14 protein-coding genes are annotated in these 16723 nt (G+C 41.4%); 12 read left to right on the top strand and 2 right to left on the bottom strand.

From position 1 onward, the window contains the following. Nucleotides 1-494: 494 nt before the first annotated feature. The 3 genes from ABWT76_RS05735 to ABWT76_RS05725 all read left to right on the top strand — a co-directional run bounded on the left by ABWT76_RS05735 (nucleotide 495) and on the right by ABWT76_RS05725 (nucleotide 1936). A complete protein-coding gene (locus tag ABWT76_RS05735; RefSeq protein ID WP_054465865.1) occupies nucleotides 495-827 on the top strand; it encodes a GAF domain-containing protein in 333 nt (110 codons plus the stop codon). 63 nt (nucleotides 828-890) lie between these two features. Continuing rightward, entirely contained in the window at nucleotides 891-1175 is a 285-nt protein-coding gene (locus tag ABWT76_RS05730; protein WP_054465864.1) for a hypothetical protein, read from the top strand. A gap of 11 nt (nucleotides 1176-1186) precedes the next feature. After that, nucleotides 1187-1936, top strand: coding sequence for a response regulator (locus ABWT76_RS05725; protein ID WP_054465863.1), 750 nt, complete (start codon nucleotides 1187-1189; stop codon nucleotides 1934-1936). A gap of 172 nt (nucleotides 1937-2108) precedes the next feature. Here ABWT76_RS05725 and ABWT76_RS05720 read toward each other — a convergent pair whose 3' ends face one another. Then, nucleotides 2109-2654, bottom strand: coding sequence for a GIY-YIG nuclease family protein (locus tag ABWT76_RS05720; RefSeq protein WP_054465862.1), 546 nt, complete (start codon nucleotides 2652-2654; stop codon nucleotides 2109-2111). 42 nt (nucleotides 2655-2696) lie between these two features. Between ABWT76_RS05720 and ABWT76_RS05715 the strand changes: the two genes are divergently transcribed. From ABWT76_RS05715 to ABWT76_RS05675, 9 genes are all read left to right on the top strand, one after another. Further along, nucleotides 2697-2873 (top strand): hypothetical protein, encoded by a 177-nt coding sequence (locus ABWT76_RS05715; RefSeq protein WP_156331654.1) that lies wholly within the window; start codon nucleotides 2697-2699, stop codon nucleotides 2871-2873. Between the two features lie 106 nt (nucleotides 2874-2979). Beyond that, the gene (locus tag ABWT76_RS05710; RefSeq protein ID WP_190879089.1) at nucleotides 2980-4602 is read left to right on the top strand and encodes an ABC transporter substrate-binding protein; all 1623 of its coding nucleotides are present in this window, start codon (nucleotides 2980-2982) and stop codon (nucleotides 4600-4602) included. Between the two features lie 302 nt (nucleotides 4603-4904). After that, nucleotides 4905-5774: a vWA domain-containing protein gene (locus ABWT76_RS05705; protein WP_354635783.1), complete on the top strand. Its 870-nt coding sequence runs from the start codon at nucleotides 4905-4907 to the stop codon at nucleotides 5772-5774. A 197-nt stretch (nucleotides 5775-5971) separates the two neighbouring features. After that, nucleotides 5972-9283, top strand: a complete 3312-nt coding sequence (locus ABWT76_RS05700) for a tubulin-like doman-containing protein (RefSeq protein WP_354635782.1) — start codon at nucleotides 5972-5974, stop codon at nucleotides 9281-9283. Between the two features lie 134 nt (nucleotides 9284-9417). Next, a complete protein-coding gene (locus tag ABWT76_RS05695; protein WP_054465858.1) occupies nucleotides 9418-10416 on the top strand; it encodes an ADP-ribosylglycohydrolase family protein in 999 nt (332 codons plus the stop codon). A 689-nt stretch (nucleotides 10417-11105) separates the two neighbouring features. Next, a complete protein-coding gene (locus tag ABWT76_RS05690) occupies nucleotides 11106-11987 on the top strand; it encodes a calcium-binding protein (RefSeq protein ID WP_054465857.1) in 882 nt (293 codons plus the stop codon). Between the two features lie 270 nt (nucleotides 11988-12257). Further along, the gene (gene rppA / locus ABWT76_RS05685; RefSeq protein WP_054465856.1) at nucleotides 12258-12938 is read left to right on the top strand and encodes a two-component system response regulator RppA; all 681 of its coding nucleotides are present in this window, start codon (nucleotides 12258-12260) and stop codon (nucleotides 12936-12938) included. A 44-nt stretch (nucleotides 12939-12982) separates the two neighbouring features. Continuing rightward, nucleotides 12983-14455 (top strand): CHASE3 domain-containing protein, encoded by a 1473-nt coding sequence (locus tag ABWT76_RS05680; RefSeq protein WP_190879093.1) that lies wholly within the window; start codon nucleotides 12983-12985, stop codon nucleotides 14453-14455. A gap of 115 nt (nucleotides 14456-14570) precedes the next feature. Beyond that, complete coding sequence (locus ABWT76_RS05675) at nucleotides 14571-15404, top strand: hypothetical protein (RefSeq protein WP_190879095.1); 834 nt, start codon at nucleotides 14571-14573, stop codon at nucleotides 15402-15404. A gap of 1 nt (nucleotide 15405) precedes the next feature. Here ABWT76_RS05675 and ABWT76_RS05670 read toward each other — a convergent pair whose 3' ends face one another. Beyond that, entirely contained in the window at nucleotides 15406-16611 is a 1206-nt protein-coding gene (locus tag ABWT76_RS05670) for a JmjC domain-containing protein (RefSeq protein ID WP_354635780.1), read from the bottom strand. Nucleotides 16612-16723 lie beyond the last annotated feature (112 nt).

Here is a 16723-nt window from a genome sequence, read left to right as displayed (position 1 = left end):
AAAAATGTCTAGTTACCACCAAAAATATTCAAATTTTATTTGATAAATATTATCATTATTAATATTTTTTGCTAATAATTTTATAAAAATTTTTTAATCAAATAAAGCCAAATTAAAAGTTATATTTGGCAAACGCTATTAGATAGATAAAATAGAGTAATTGGCAATTTTTGTATTACAGACAATCGACGAATTATCCAAAACTAAAATACCGAAAAGTTTGATTTTTTTTGCCGCAATATTCAGTATTTAATTAGAAAAATTAGAAAAAAATAGGCTAAAAAAACGGCTAAATGCTGAAAATTAATTAGATATTAGAGCAAAAAAAAAGAGAAATAATTTATTAAAAAATAACCTAGTATTAGCAAGTAAAATTAAAGTGATAAAGACGATTAAATCTACTTTGTAGTGAATATCGGTTAAGCAAGCAGCAGTCTGGACTCCTGTCGTTAGCGAAAAATCAAAGCATTTATCAGGGATATTTAAAGCAGGCATTGCAGGAAATTACTCAAGTTTTTAGCCTAATTTTGAACCTTGAAAGAGCCAGTATTTTGTTTTATAACCAGAATAATTCGGCGAGCTTTTGTGCCAATCTTTATGAGTTAACTCCCAATCAGCATAGTCAAGGATATGAATTGTCTTTTTCTGATTACCCTAAATATTTTCAGGCTTTAGAATCTGAGAAATGTATGGTGGTTTATGATGCCAAGCAGGATCCAAAAACTACTGAATTTACCGAAACTTATCTGACTCCATTATTGATTAGTTCTATGTTGGATGTGCCAATTCATTTAAAGGGTGAAATTAAGGGAGTCATTTGTATATAACATACGGGTGAAAAAAGAGTCTGGGAAATTGAGGAACAAAATTTTATCAGTTATTTGGCGTATATGATTTCTCGGGCGATTGAATCCCGCGATCGCGCTTTAGCGGAGCAATCTTTGCGAGAAATTGCCGACCGAGAACGGGCGATCGCCAAAATTATTCAAAAAATGCGCCAGACTTTAGATTTTCAGACAATTTTCTCGGTGACAACCGAAGAATTACGCGCCATTCTGCACTGCGATCGCTTTGCTATCTATCATTTTAATCCTGACTGGAGTGGTGAATTTGCTTCTGAATCTGTCAGTCCTGGTTGGATGCGTCTCTTGCCACCCAACCAGGATAATTCTTAACTGATAAGTTTATGAACAATGAAGAATGTACTTTGAAACATTTTGGCAACCCAGACACTCCGGTCAAAGATACTTATTTGCAAAGAACAAAAGGGGGCGCTTACACAACGTTTGGGTTTGATATTCAGATTGAAAACGCCGATCTGACGGAAATCGCTACTACTTCAAAATACTCCAAGGTGGTTGGTTTAGCGCCGGATCAACCTCAATACCGCATTCTTGTAGTTGAAGATCGACTGGAAAATCGTTTGTTACTAATGAAAATGCTTTCTAGATGGGGTTTTCAGGAAGTGCGTGAAGCGACCAATGGTCAAGAAGCTCTCGATATCCTGAAAACTTGGCAACCGGATTTAATCTGGATGGATATGCAAATGCCGGTGATGAATGGCTATGAAGCGACGAAACGAATTAAGGCTAATCCTCTGAGCCAAAAAATTGTAATTATTGCTTTAACCGCTAGTGCTTTTGAGGAAGATCGCCAGGAAATCTTGCAAATTGGTTGTGATGATTTCGTGCTAAAGCCTTTCCAGGAACAAGAACTTTTAGTCAAAATGGAAAAATATTTAGGAGTTCTTTATTTATATCAGAAATCACAAGTTTTTCATCCGTTGAAATCCAAGGATTCTACATTGAAACGGGAGGAAGATATCCAGTTCTATTTAAGGCAAATTTCCGGTGATTGCTTGTCAGAAGTTTATCAATCAGCGGAAGAGTGTAGCGATGAAATAATTTTTCAGCTTGTGGCTGAAATTACCCCATAATATACTCGCGCGAATTTTTGACTAATTTAACGAATCACTTTTTGTTTGATGAAATTCTGGATTTAACCAAACCCCATTTTGACGGTAGGTGAAATATAGAGAATTTAAATAATCTCTATATTTTACCGTGTTTTTACCAAGATTAATCCCTAATGAATGCATTAATATGGTATTACTTTAAATCGAGTAATCCTGTTTCTTTGAGTTTGGGGTTAAAGCGGAGTTGTTCTTTGCATCCCCGCTGTTCTAAAATCGATAAGATTTCGGCTTCTACTCGTCGAGCAATTTGTTTTAAGACTTTGATTTGGCTGAGTTCATCTCCGGCTGCTTTCTCATAGTCTTGTTTTTCTCGATCCAGCATCATGGTTTTGACGTTAATTGGCTGCGTCCAGAGTTCTAATTCTGATGAATTGCCCACGGGAGTTGACCCGTTTTCGGCAATCCAGTTTTCGCGAATTTCTTCTAAGATTGTGCGACTAGGCCGATTAATTGTTTGCACTTTGAACCAATAGCATTGATTTGGTTTACGGATTAAGTGTTGTTTGAGACTGAGATAAATATCGCGAGAATAGCCAATAAATTGTAACTTTTGGTTTTGGTCAAAAATTGCATAAACTCCGACTTGACCTTGAAAGGTGTTGTTGATTTGTCCTTCTTGATCTAGGTAAGATAAATATTCCAGACTGCCTAGGGAGGGATGGTTGCTTTGAGTGGTCATGGGTTTGTTGTTTTCCGCTGAAGAGTTGCCGAGTTAGTAAAGGTGAATCAAGAGGGGCGATCGCCTCAAAATCCTTCTGACCTATCTGACGATCGCACTTCGTCAATTTGTGGGATTTTCGACCGTCGCTCCAGGTCGCTCCAGGTCGCTCCAGAAAGATTTTCTGATGGCTGTGTTCTGAAGAATATTACGTTTTGTTACAAAGCGATCGCCTGGTAATTCCGCAATTCGCCATTAGAATCCAGAAATTGCGAAATTTACGGTTTTATGGTTGAGGATAATTCTAGAATAGTTAGAATAAACGTCACGAGAGAGGTAGTCCAAAGTGAGTTGGATTTGTGATGGGACGCCGAAAAATGGCCAGCAATATCCCAATTGTTCCGGCCCTCACCCCCCTTATGAGAATAATGGCCCAGATTGTGCCATTTGTGGGTTGCCCCAGGAGGCCATGCAGTCGGCAAAAACCGTGGTTTCGTCCAATGGAGGAAAGGGAGGAAACTTTCCTCTGCCGATTTTGATGTTGGTGGCGATCGCCTTGCTGCTGTTAGGTGGTGGCAGTTGGTGGTATTTTAGCCAACGGGGGGGCGATCGCACCGTGGTGGTGGAAAATGATTCTGGCAATAATTCTGACGGAGTCCCGACCTCTGGGGTGAATCCTTTGGCGATCGTCAGTGAAACAGCGGTGAATGCTGAATTAATTAGTCAAGGGGAGAAAATATTGATTATTGGTGGGAGGAATTCCCAGGAAAAAACCTCAGCAGCGGCGGCATTTGCCAGTCAAGATTGGCCGGGGGCAATTCAACAATATCAAGAAGCGGTAAATAAAGATAAAAATGACCCAGAAGCGGCAATTTACCTGAACAATGCCAAGGCCAAACAAGCGGGAAATCCCTTAACAATGGCAGTGGTAGTGCCGATTACTACCCGCGTGAATGAAGCCAAAGAAGTGCTGCGCGGAGTTGCCCAATACCAAGGGGAATTTAACCAAGTTCCCAGCATTCCCGGAAGGTTATTGGAAGTGGTGGTTGTCAATGAAAAAGATGCCAGCTTATCCGATTCTTTGGCTGAGGATCTGATTCAATCTTCCGCAAATGTGCTGGGAGTGATTGGACATGGGGTGGACAATAATAGTCGTCAAGCCTTAACTCGTTATGAGCAAAATAATCTGGCGGTACTGTCCCCTTTAAATACGACAATTTCCACCAATGCAGGCCAATCGACTGTGCAAACGATTCCCTTGAGTCAAACCAAAACTATACTCACCACTTATTTGCAAAAAGTAGCCGAAACTTTAGTCAATTATGCGGTGAAAAATCACAGCCCTGCCAAAGTGACATTATTTTACAATTCCGATAATCGTTATAGCCAAGATTTAAAAGGGGAATTAGTCTCCGCTTTGTCAAAAGCGGGGGCAACTTTGGTCAAAGAAGTGGATATTTTATCTCCAGGGTTTGATGCGACGGCAGAGATCGATAAAGCCCGTCAAGCCGGGTCAAATATTGCCTTTTTAGCCTTAAGTAAAAATCAGGTCGATCGCGCGATCGCTCTAGCCCAAGCCAATCAAAATCAATTGGTTTTACTTAGTAGCGATGAAATGTATAATCCGCAGATTTTGGTTCAAGGAGGCGATGCGATTAAGGGAATGGTTTTGGCTGTACCTTGGCGCTGGCGAAGTAACGATCCTTTTGCGAGTCAAGCCGGAAAACTTTGGCAAGGAAGAGTCAGTTGGCGCACTGCCACAACCTATGATGCTACCAATGCCTTAGCCAATGCCTTTACCCAATTTCCAGGCGATCGGGCGGCGATTAGTCAACAGTTAAATCAAGGTATAACCCTGAGAAAAACGGCTACGGAATTTAATATTTTTAATGAAATTCCTTTAGTCAAAGCTAATCCCGGAACCGCTGGCCCAACTGGTTCCAAATATCAGTTCGATCCTATCGAGTAGAAGCCAAGAGGCAGGACAAAGATGGAAAGGTAATTTTGGAAGACTAGAGGCCAAAAAACATAGCATACAGCGATTTTATATTAAATAGACCACAGATATTGGTAGGGGCGAAGCATTCCGGCATTAAATATCTGTTTTCAACCACAAATATCTGCCGGAATGCTTCGCCCCTACAGATATTTCTGGTTGACCAATCTGAAAACCGCTGTAAAAGAAACCGGGTTTCTTTAAGAAACCCGGTTTCTGACAACCACCAACTAACAACCAACAACTAATAACTAATAACTAATAACTAAATTATCATGCTTCAGCGTCGTCAACTCTGGCTATATCCTCTATTTCAAATTCCGTTAATGTTAATGATTGGCTGTTTAATCATTGCTGTCTTGGGTTGGCTATTAAGTTGGGGCAGACCTCCGGTAGCGGTGGCAATTTCTCTTGACCTGAGTGGCAGTACCACGGGTTATGTGCGACAACAAGAAATCCTGGCAATTAAATCCTATTTACAGCAAAACGAAGCACTCAAAAACCCAAACAAAATCAAAATATTGGCTTTTGCCAGCAACGTCCAACCATTAACCACATCTTTTAATAGTAAGACTCAGGAAGTAGACAATGAGTTAACCCAAGCATTACAGAATCCTAGCCTAGAAAAACAATTAGGGGGAGGAACTAATCTGAATTTAGCCATTCAAGAAGGGGTAAACTCTCTCAAGACCATTCTCAAGCATTGTCGAGAACTGTTAATTGTCACCGATGGAATTGTTGACGTAAACCCAGAAATCGTCGATCAGGCTATTAAGGAAAATGTTAAAATTAATGCGGTGGTTTTAGGGAATATAGTTTCCTCCGATCTGCAAACGGCGACCATTCGCAGTCGAGGGATTTATCTCTCTGGAGAAGCCAGCCAACTAAGCACTTTATTTACGGAAAACTTGTTTACCCGCTTTAATAGTAATCTGCGCTGGATAATTTTCTGGTTAGGAGCAGCATTTATTTGCTTAATGTGGATGTTGACGCTACCATTAGATCGGTGGTTATTTCAAGGGTTAATTGGTTTAGACATGACCCTCAGCGGTCAACTGGCTTTAGGCAATGCCCTATTTTGGACAATTTTAACCATTATTGTGGTTTGGCGATTATTTGGTTTACCCTTTACGGGTGCTTGCTAAATTCAACAGTTCATATATGAGAAGGTAGGGTGTGTTAGGCGGCGAAAAATTAATGTTTCACGGGTTAACTTAATTGTCCACCGTAACGCACCAAGGTAGTAGAATTTAGGGTGTGTTAGCAATTGTCGGTTGGGTTGAGGAAGGAAACCCAACCGACAAATATAATAAAATCAAGTGTCATTAAACAGGAGAAAAATATGGCAGTTACGGTAGAAGAAAAAAGTATGGTGCCCACGGTGTTAATTGGGGTCGGGGGTACGGGACATGAGGTGCTGGCAAGAGTCCGCCGCTTGGTGGAGGAAACTTATGGCAGTTTGAATAATTTTCCCTTAATTAGCTTCCTAATCATCGATACGGATAAAGAATATAAAGTCACCAGTCCGAATGCGGCAGGTTCTGCGTTTAAAGATTCAGAAAAGTTATGGGCAAGTGTGAGTGGTCGCCAAGTCCGGGATATGATGGATAATATGCAAAATTATCCCTGGATTGCCCAGTGGTTTCCTACGGAATTAGAACGAAATCTCAGCGCCATTGAAGCTGGGGCTGGCCAAATTCGTGGCTGTGGTCGCTTTGCTTTTTTCTGCAATTATCACAAAATTCAAAAAGCATTTAATCAGGCCGCAGAACGAGTAAAAGGTCACGAAAATATTATGCTGGATAAGTACGGCATTAAGGTGGTGACAAATAGTTTAAATGTGTTTGTGGTCGGGTCACTTTCCGGGGGGACGGGCAGTGGGATGATGATTGACCTGGGCTATTGTGTACGCCATTGGTTAAAGGGTCAATCGAGTCCTTTGGTGACAGGAATTGCCCCTACTCCAGAGGCTTTTGCGGGGATTAATGTGGGCGATCGCGTCTTAGCGAATGGTTATGCGGCGATGATGGAATTGAGTTATTTCTCTGACCATCGCACCGAATATGTGGCTCAATATAGTAGTAGCTTAATGGATGAAATTCGCCAGAAATTACCGCCCTTTGATTTTACCTACTTAGTGGGCACCAAAAACGGCGAAAGTGAATTTGGTCTGGAGGCAATTCGCGAACTAATTGCCCAGAATATATTCCTTGATTTAACCTCCGACTTTGCCCCCCATAAACGGTCAATTCGGGATAATATTAAAGGTGCCTGGGCTGCGGCGGATCCAGGGGGACGAGGCTATCCGAAAAACTTTATGAGTTTTGGCTTATCTACTCTAGAAATTCCCATCGCCCAAATTCGCACATCTTTAGCCAGTCGTTTAGGGGCTGATTTTATCCGGTGGTGGCTAAATGAATCAGTGCAATTACCGCCGCAAATGTTTGAGTTAATTCAGAACGATCTGCTCAAGCGAATGCGGTTGACGGATATAGAGTTAATTATGGATTTATCTGCTGCTGGGGATAAGTCTTATTTGGCAGAAATTTCCAGTTGGGTGAACAGTATTCGCAATGAAATCGCTAAGGAGAATTTATTGCAATGTACCCAGCAGGGAGTTGGCGGTGTAATGGGGGCAGAAAAAGGCAAAATTCTGCAATTTGTTGATGGTTATTTAAGCCCAAAAGTTGAGGAATATCGCTCAAATCACTTGCGGGAATTAAGCCCCGACGAACGGTTGCATGGGGATTTCTTGCAAAAGATGTACGATAATCGCAATCGGACTATTATCCAAGGACGTAAGGCTTTAGAAGAAGAATTTTATCGGATTCTGGAAGACCGCAACCGAGGGCCAAAGTTTGCCGATAGTTTTATCAGCATTATGCGGCAAATTTTTACAGCTTCAGCCGAAAAGTTTCGCCGGGAAGCGGAGAAAGTCTGGCAACCCAATGAGGAAAAACGCCAGAAACAATATGAGGATGCCCTGCAAGATATTGCCCATTTTAAAGATAAGTTTGGGTTGACTAAACAAGCGAAAATGGAGGAATATTGTCAATCTGCCTTGGGCGGTTTAGAAGGCAGTTTAATTGCGACTATTCAACGCAAAGCCCGGTTTTTGGGTTTGGAGGTTATTGCCCGTTTACAAGAACATTTGGATGAGTTAGAACGACGGTTAGCCCGCTTTAATCAAAAGTTACGCCAATGGCGGGATAATTTCCAAAAGTTAGCGGATGCCCAAGCGGATAGTGCGGATGCTTTAGTTATTAATGGAATTAAGCTTTATGATCGTCAAGAGTTGAATGATTTGTATCAGGATTTAGTCGAACAATATGCCGGGTCTACGGAAGGGAGTAAGAGTAAATATCATATCGGCATGGATGGCATTTGCCGCAATTTATCGGATCAAACTTTGGCGGAAGCAAGTCCGTTGTGGAAACAAAATCGCACTTCTAATGAGGTGATGCGACTGTTTAATTTGCCAGAGTTGGCGGATGTGCAGGATGATGATTTTATCGAAATTATTACTCAAAAAAGTCAACGAGTGATTACGGATGCGCCGAATAGTAGCCGGTTGAAAAAAGAGTTAGCCGCGTGCGATCGCATCTTCAAAATCTTTAACAATGATCCGGGAGAAATTCGCACCCAATTGGGCATTGCTTACAGCAAGTCTAAGCCATTAATTTTACTCAATCAAGCGGTAATGTCTGGGAAAGATGCGGGATTTACTCCGGCTACAAATGTCAAAGTTGCGGTTATCGGAGGTCGCAATCCTGTCGATCCCGCAGCAATTAAATTATTGCCCTTATTAGAAGAACGAGTAGGCAGTAAAGATGCGGTGACTCCTTTGGGAGAAGCAGAACGGCATCGCGTGGTTTTTGTCCAAGAAACCGGCGGTTTTTCCCTGCGTAGCATTGATGGGATGCGGGAGTTGCGCCAGTCTTATCAAGATTGGAAAGGCCAAACTATTGAGGCAAAACGGGCTCAATTACGGGGGGAAAGTAAAGACCCACCGATTCCAGTTCATATCCAAAAAGAGCCCCCGTTTTGGGATATTTTTCCCGAAAATCCCCAAATTTATCAGCTAGTGGTTGAAGCGCGATCGCTGAAAGTATTACGGGTTGAAGAAAATCGCAGTACCAAAGAAAAGGTAATTCGCTATACTCGCAAAACCGTAATCGGTGAAGAAAATGTGGATATTGCCTCTACCTGGGAAGAGGCAGTGCAAGTGTTAGAAGTGCTCGCTTGTCGGGGCGATCGCGAAGAAATTGAACGGCAAGTCAAGGCTAAACTTGAACAAGCGGACAGTGACCGAGAAAAGCAGCAGTTATATCAGCAGTTCATGGCTTACTTAAACCAGCGGCAAATAGAACTAGAAAAAGAGGGAGGTAAAGATAGCCTCATCTATAAGCGAGAAGCGACAATTATCCAGAATGTGATTACTCGTTATAAGCTGCCAGTCACGGCCACTACTACTGAGAAAACACCGGAAAAAACCATTGAGATATCTAAGGAAACCCCGAAAATTTCTCAGCCTGTCCCCCCAGTGGATCAAACCCCGCAGCAAAACCATGTTTTCTGCACCAATTGCGGCACCAAAAATCCCACCAATTCCAAGTTTTGTTATAAGTGTGGGAATCAATTAGTTTCGTTATAGAAAAGAAACCCGGTAACTTCGGCGAAACCGGGTTTCTTCTTTCTTCAAGAAACCGGGTTTCTTCCGGGTTTCTGGTTAGCAATGCTATAGATGATGCTATAGATGAGCTATATCAGGTAATGAGGTAATCAGGTATGGATGCGATCGCAGCGGATAAAATTCGGGGAGTGATATTCGGGCAGGCGATCGGGGATGCCCTTGGATTTGGCACTGAATTTATGCCAAAATCTGAAGTCAATTTTATTTATCCCGATGGCTTAACTGACTATGCTCAAATTCGCTTCTTTTCTAAAATTACCAATCAATTTGAGGATCTGGATGATTGGCGCTGGCAACCCGGAGACTGGACTGATGATACGGATCAAATGCTCTGCATTCTTGATAGTCTGCTCATCTGTGAGCAAGTTAATTTAACAGACATTGCAACCCGGTTCAAACAGTGGGCAGTTACGGATGGTTTTGGCATCGGTGGCACTGTTTATCGAGTCGTCCATGACCCAGATTTTATAGAAAATCCCCATCAGGTTGCCCAGCAAGTCTGGGAATCAAAAGGTCGAAATTCCGCTGCCAATGGTGGATTAATGCGAACATCAGTCTTAGGGATTTGGCAATACCAAAACCTCCAGCAGGTTCGCTGGAATGCAGAACAGGTCTGTAAAATCACCCATGCAGATCCTCGGTGTATTGCCTCATGTATTGCAGTATGCCTCGCCATTAGTCAGTTAATTCAAGGCAACTCAAATATTGAGGCTTTGGTTGATAGCATTGCCAATGAAGTTAAGATATTTCATCCAGAGATCGAGGATTGTTTTAAACAAGCGAAAGAATCCTCCCTAGAAATGCTCCGTTTAGATGAAGGACTAAATCACTATGAATCATTTAAGATAGGCTATACCCTCAAGACTTTAGCGGCTGGATTTTGGGCATTATTACACGCACAAACCTTTCGTGAAGGAATCTTAAGGATTATTAATGAAGGTGGAGATGCTGATACCAATGCCGCAGTAGCCGGAGCCTTGCTCGGTGCAAAATTTGGCTATAGCAAGATTGAATCCCCTTGGATCGATGGCCTGATTCATAAACAAAATCTGGAAAATAAAGTAGAGCAATTGATCCAAATATGTCAAAGGTGATTTTTTGACTCAGCATCGTTCACCTGTTGCTGAGTCCGTTCTAAATAAATTTCGCTCGCGCGATCGCCCGGATTTTGTTTCACACAAGTTACGAACAATTCAGCCGCAGATCGATAGTAGCAACAGTAGGTTGGGTTAAGGCACGAAACCCAACAAATACCTTGGGGAAAGCTGCTTAAATGCCCAACCCCGCATCAGTAAACTTCGGGTCTGGGACGCCAAACGCGGGGGCAGGATATACGGGAAAATGACAAATATATTGTGCATCTTTACCTATAACCAAATATAACATTTTTATTTGAGATGTCAAGCCAATTCACCTGTGCTGCTAATTCCTAAAAAAATAAATTCAAAAGTAAATTATTGACCATGCCTGTTGCCGGTTTTCAGGCTTCATAAATTCCTATTTCACATCTAAAATGTTAATGCTATATAATTATGGTATATAATTATGGGGAATAGATTGGATCCATAGAAACACAGAGACATAGATAGAACGGAGCGGATTTAAAAATCGAGTTTTTATGTAAATTTACGGATGAGGTGCAAAGCTGCGAGTAGAAACTCGGTTTGTTGGGGGCTGAGAGTTTTTTTGATGCGTCATTTTTTGGTCATAATCTTTGCCTATCTTAGATTCTAACAACGAACAAAATAACCCTAAGAGGAAAACCCGAAGAGGAATCAAGACTATGGCGACAAATATCGGCGGATTACCCGTAAGAGAAGATGTAATTGTGACAATTGCTGGGACGGTTGCTGGGTTCCGGGAAGATGAATTTTTACTCCAAGATAGTACCGGACAAATTTGGGTGGAACCGAATGCCGGAAGTTGGAATAGTTTAAATTTAAATATTGGCGACCAAGTAACGGTGGTGGGCGATCGCGATGATTTAGAAGACTTTGATGCGATTAGTATTACTCGCAGCAATTCTCCAGTCACCCTGCCGTTCAGTTGGGAAAATCAGAATTTAAATAGCGGACAACAAGGAACCCTGGAACATGATTTGATTTTTGGCGACGAAATTAATCCCAATACCATCAATGGCAATGATGGAAATGATAATATCTTCGGCGGTGAAAATAATGATATCATATCGGGGAATCGCGGCAAAGATTTGCTAACTGGGAATAGCGGTAACGATATTCTCTTTGGCGGCAAAGATGATGATACCCTTACGGGGAATCGCGGCCAAGATATGCTATTTGGTAATTTAGGAAATGATATCCTTTTCGGTGGCAAAGATTCAGATTTTCTGGATGGAGGAGAAGGAAATGATATCCTGAGTGGGGATATGGGACAAGATTTTCTCACCGGCGGGCCGGGAAATGATATCTTTGTTTTATCTACCGCAACTGCTGCCGCTGATTTCCAGACAGCCGATCGCATTCTTGACTTTGAAAGCGGGTTAGACCGCATTCAATTAACTCCAGGATTAACCTTTGCTGACCTCAGTTTAGAAGCGATGGAATTAGGCACCGCAATTCGAGTGACTCAGAGCAATCAAGTGCTGGGAATTGTGGATAATTTTAACCCAGGAATGCTAAGTACAAATAATTTTTTATTGGGCTAGACGATGCTTAAAATATGCCTAAAAAATATGCCTAAAAAATGCTGAAAATATAACATAATTTACGGTAGGTTAAAATTAACCAAGAATTAAGCAAGCGGGTTTCTAGGGGGTGCATTCATATTGTAAGCATTCAGCGGTCAGGGGTCAGGGGTAAGAGTTGAGGGAGAGGCACATTCCTTAAAAGCTGATACCCGATCCCTGAATGCTTATCTTTGCCCTCTTTAATGGTAATTTGGGATAGTAATTTGCGATGGTAATGTGGTGGAAATCATGCGAATTCTCTTAGTTGAAGACGATCCAGAACAACTCGAACCCCTACATTTTGCTTTAACTCGTTCAGGACATATTGTGGATGCGGTTAACGACGGGATAGACGCGGAATGGTTAATGGGAGAAAAAGATTACGATTTATTAATTTTAGATTGGATGTTACCCGGAAAAGATGGGGTTTTTCTCTGTCAATTTTATCGCCATTCGGGAAAAAATGCCCCGATTTTAATGCTGACTGCGAGAGATACTACGGCTGATAAAGTGCAGGGTTTAGATGCAGGGGCTGATGATTATTTGGTGAAACCCGTCGATCTAGATGAATTGTTAGCGCGGGTGCGAGCATTGCGGCGGCGATCGCCTCTTTGGGTTGGGGATATTCTCCAATTTAACGATTTATCTTTGAACCTAGATACGATGTATTTAAATAAAGGAGAAAATCAGATTAAATTAGCCAGTCGGGACTTTCAAATGTTAGAATATTTTATGCGAAATCCGAGAAAAGTTATCAGCCGGGATCGCCTAGAACAAGCCCTGTGGGAATGGGGCGAAGAACCGGAAAGTAATGCGGTAGCAGCCCGCATTAAACGTCTTCGCAAGCGTTTGCAAGAATTGGGAGTAGACCACTGGCTAGAAACTGTTTATGGCATGGGTTATCGTCTGGAAAATCCCCAAAACAACTAAAGATTAAAATCAGGTGTTAAAACGAATTAATTACCCATTAATTTATGGAAAGTAGTAACCAAAGTAAATTTTTTATATCCTGGTGGCATCAACTGCCAATTCGGATTCGGGGAACCCTAATTATTGCCATTCCGGTCACTTGTCTGTTTGCGGCTTTATCCGCTTTTGCGTGGTTAAAAGCCAGCCTAGTGGAAGATGAAAAATGGGTACAACATACGCAAAACGTTCGGTTAGAAACTAAAAGATTACTGAATGCTTTAATTGATGCAGAAAATGGGGTGCGCGGTTATGGTTTGACCCTACGACCGGAGTTTTTAAACCCTTATGAGAATGCTTTTAAAATTATCCCTGATTCTTTAAAAAAATTAGAAAACCTAGTCACGGACAACCCACAGCAAACCCGCTTGTTGCAAGATATTAAATATGTTACGAATGAAAATTTAGCGATTTTTTACCAAAAATCAACTCTACAAAGCGAACTGAAAAGAATTCGCGGCAGGACGGATTTATTAGTTCCCGCTGCTTCTCTGTATGAATGGCTAGAAGAAGGGAAAGCTACAATGGATGAAGCCAGATTATTAATCGATCGCTTCGCGGAAAACGAAGAGAAATTATTAGAACAACGCCAAGAACACCAGAATTTTTATCGCCAAGTGACTTGGACGATTTTATGTATTGCGGCTGGATTGGGATTCCTCGGCTTTTATTTGTCTATGCACTTATTTTACCAACTAGAAAAAGAGTTAGCCAACCGAGAATTGAATTTACAAGCTAGTAATCAACAGTTACAAGTTGTTTGCCAGCAACTTCAGCGGTTTACCGCCAATGCTTCTCACGAATTGCGTACCCCATTAGCCGCTGTTTTGAGTAATGCCCAAGTAGGATTAATGGCATTAGCAGATTTAGAAAAATTAGCATATGCAGAGGATTTAGAAGAGAGTTTAGCTGCTGTCCGAAACCGCTTGCAAAAAATCGTTAAATTGGCGAAAAATATGAGTAAATTAGTGGGGCAATTACTATTTTTGGCTCGCCATGAAGGGGGGCTGTCTGCTGAATCTTTCCAGCAGATTAATTTAACGGAAATGGTAGCTAGTTTATTGGCTGATTTAATCCCCGAAGCTGAAGCCCATCAATTACAGTTGAAATATGATGGGGTTAAGGATGCCGTTATGGTCAATGGTGAAAAAAGTTTATTGCCGCAAGCGATCGCTAATTTGTTAAATAATGCTTGTCGCTACACTCCCCCTGGTGGGATCATTGAAGTAAGTTTATTCACCGAAAATTGTCAGGCGATCGTGGCGGTAAAAGATACGGGAATTGGTATTCCCAAAACGGAAATTGCTCATATTTTTGAACGGTTTTATCGCATCGATCCCAAGGGCGATCGCCATCAAAAAGGCTTTGGCTTAGGGTTAGCTATTACCCAGCAAATTGTGCAACTACATGGGGGCATTATTGAAGTATTCAGTACCCTAAATCAGGGTTCAACCTTTAAAATATCCTTGCCTTTATCTTAGGGTGTGGGGCAGCCATCGGTGTAGGGTGTGGGGTGTGGGGGATCGGGGGAATTATCAATTGTCAATTCTCAATTATCAATTATTAATTATTAATTATTAATTAACCTGAAAAAAAATGACTAATAACACCAATATTTTACCGTGGGGTAAACTTTTAGAAAAAGATGCGGCAGGATTTATTGTTAATGATTGCCATGAAGATAAAATATTGCCCCCCTGGACAAACTTAGTGGCAGAATTGCGCGAAACTTGTGAGAAAGTTTGGTCAAGTCGTTTACAAGGGCTTTATTTACGCGGTTCGGTGCCTCGCGGTTTGGCAATGATCCAAGTTTCTGATTTAGATAGTTTTGCGATTTTGTCCGGGGAAATTACTGACGACGATCTTAATTTAGCTAAGGATATTTCCGACCAAATGAAAAAACGCTATCTATTTTGTAAAAAAGTAGAGTTGATTCTCTTGAATTTACCAATTATTCAGGAAAATGATTCGATTTGGCCGGGAATTATCCAGACCAAAAGCTTAAAAATTGCCGGAAATGATCGCAATTTAAACTTGCTAAATTTGCCCCAGTTTAAGCCCGGATTTTACCTAGTTAACTATGCCTATACTTGGGAAAATGATTTAGCCAAAACTTTGGATATTTTAGCACAACTACCACCCCATAATTTAAGGTTTTCCGCTGAGGTGAAAAAACAATGTGGCTGGATTGCCCGACGCATGGTGCGAACGGGCTTTGAGTTAGTGATGGAAGTGGATCAAAGTTATACCCCGGATTTATATTATTGCTATGAACGCTTTTCTGCTTATTTCCCTGAGAAACAAGGGGCGATGAAAAAGGCTTTAGAACTGGCGATCGCGCCTTCGGGAAATCGTCCGGGGTTAATCTTATTTCTCCGAGGGTTTGGTCGTTGGTTAGTATCGGCAGTAAACAGTAAATTTAATCTATAATTTATTCAGAAATAGAAGCAGAATCATCTACCAATAAAATTCCCTGAGTGACTAAGCGAGTTAACAGGGGAATTACTTCGGTTTCTAGGTCAAGAGATGGCGACCAGTCCGCTAAGTCTAGCAGGGTAAATCCTTCAGGACGAAATAGTTTTTTGACTAAATCCGTGGGCAAACCTTTAATGGTGGCTTGTTTAGCGGCAATAATAATTTGAGTTTGGTTTTCTCCAGTGGGTAAAATTTTGGGTGAAATTTGTACCGGATGTAATTGAGAGCAAATAAACCGGGTTTCTAGTCCTTGGGCAAAAATTTGGCTACCGAGTTGATGGGGAAAAGAAAATGGTAGCTGTGGTCGATCGCAATATGCTAAATAATCCAGATAACCGTCGATCGCTTCTGGGGTTTGTAGCCAGGAAATCAGGCGATCGCGCAACTGTTCTAAATGAGCTTTGGCCGCTGTTTTATCTCCCTGAGAAATCACAGGTAAATTTTCTCGCCATGCTGTATTTTCCGGCAATTCTTGTCCTAACCAAGTCATCCAATCTAACCCCGTTTGACAGTCAATTCCTAATGTTAAATGCAGCGAAGGAGCATATTCTTCTTCCGCATAATTGCCACAGGCGATCGCATAATGCCAATGTCCCCTGGGAATATATAAAACATCCCCTGGTTTGAGAATACATTGCAAATAAGGAGGCACATCTGGGGGAATTTGTTCTGCCGATCGCATGGTAGAAATCGGAGAGGCGATCGTCTCTGGAAAAACAAACCATTCTTTCTCACCATCAATTTGTAAAATCAGCACTTCATGGGTATCATAATGACAATTAAAGCCTTTTTCTGAGCTTGGGGAACAATAGAGATTAATCTGACTGCGATAACCTGTTTCTTGGCGAACATCAGCCACCAATTTCTCTAATTCGGGAATCCGACTATGAACGCTATTAATAATTAAAGTAGATCCTTGCTGAAGCAGTTCTAACCAGCGATCGGTCTTAGCGGCTGGGAGGGATTCTCCATCGCGAGCAAATCGCAAATCGGGATAAGGAATTTGATGATAATTTAATAAGTGGTTGAGATGCTGCCAAGTAAATAACTGCTGGAATTTATCCCGATTATTTCCGGAAATTAATACTGCCCGTTTTGTCCAGTTTTCTTGAAAAAAAGTATCAATTGAATAAGGATATAATAGAGAAGATAAAACTTTCATAAACATTTTTATAAACACTTTGATAAACAGATAAACTTGCATCTTACCGCCAGTCGGGACGCCAAGAAATTCCCCCTTTTTCAGGGGGATGGGGGGTCGAGAAATTGCGATC

Origin of the sequence: Planktothricoides raciborskii GIHE-MW2 (genome assembly GCF_040564635.1) — a bacterium.
GTDB classification, from domain to species: Bacteria; Cyanobacteriota; Cyanobacteriia; order Cyanobacteriales; family Laspinemataceae; genus Planktothricoides; species Planktothricoides raciborskii.
The sequence above is the reverse complement of the archived record's forward strand: the minus strand, read 5'-3'. Positions and strand labels throughout refer to the sequence as shown.

Excerpts from the sequence above, each read along its gene's own strand:
- ABWT76_RS05705 (WP_354635783.1), top strand. The coding sequence starts at position 4,905 with ATGCTTCAGCGTCGTCAACTCTGGCTATATCCTCTATTTCAAATTCCG.
- ABWT76_RS05720 (WP_054465862.1), bottom strand. The coding sequence starts at position 2,654 with ATGACCACTCAAAGCAACCATCCCTCCCTAGGCAGTCTGGAATATTTA.
- ABWT76_RS05690 (WP_054465857.1), top strand. The coding sequence starts at position 11,106 with ATGGCGACAAATATCGGCGGATTACCCGTAAGAGAAGATGTAATTGTG.
- ABWT76_RS05680 (WP_190879093.1), top strand. The coding sequence starts at position 12,983 with ATGGAAAGTAGTAACCAAAGTAAATTTTTTATATCCTGGTGGCATCAA.
- ABWT76_RS05725 (WP_054465863.1), top strand. The coding sequence starts at position 1,187 with ATGAACAATGAAGAATGTACTTTGAAACATTTTGGCAACCCAGACACT.
- ABWT76_RS05700 (WP_354635782.1), top strand. The coding sequence starts at position 5,972 with ATGGCAGTTACGGTAGAAGAAAAAAGTATGGTGCCCACGGTGTTAATT.
- rppA (WP_054465856.1), top strand. The coding sequence starts at position 12,258 with ATGCGAATTCTCTTAGTTGAAGACGATCCAGAACAACTCGAACCCCTA.
- ABWT76_RS05695 (WP_054465858.1), top strand. The coding sequence starts at position 9,418 with ATGGATGCGATCGCAGCGGATAAAATTCGGGGAGTGATATTCGGGCAG.
- ABWT76_RS05670 (WP_354635780.1), bottom strand. The coding sequence starts at position 16,611 with ATGAAAGTTTTATCTTCTCTATTATATCCTTATTCAATTGATACTTTT.
- ABWT76_RS05675 (WP_190879095.1), top strand. The coding sequence starts at position 14,571 with ATGACTAATAACACCAATATTTTACCGTGGGGTAAACTTTTAGAAAAA.
- ABWT76_RS05730 (WP_054465864.1), top strand. The coding sequence starts at position 891 with ATGATTTCTCGGGCGATTGAATCCCGCGATCGCGCTTTAGCGGAGCAA.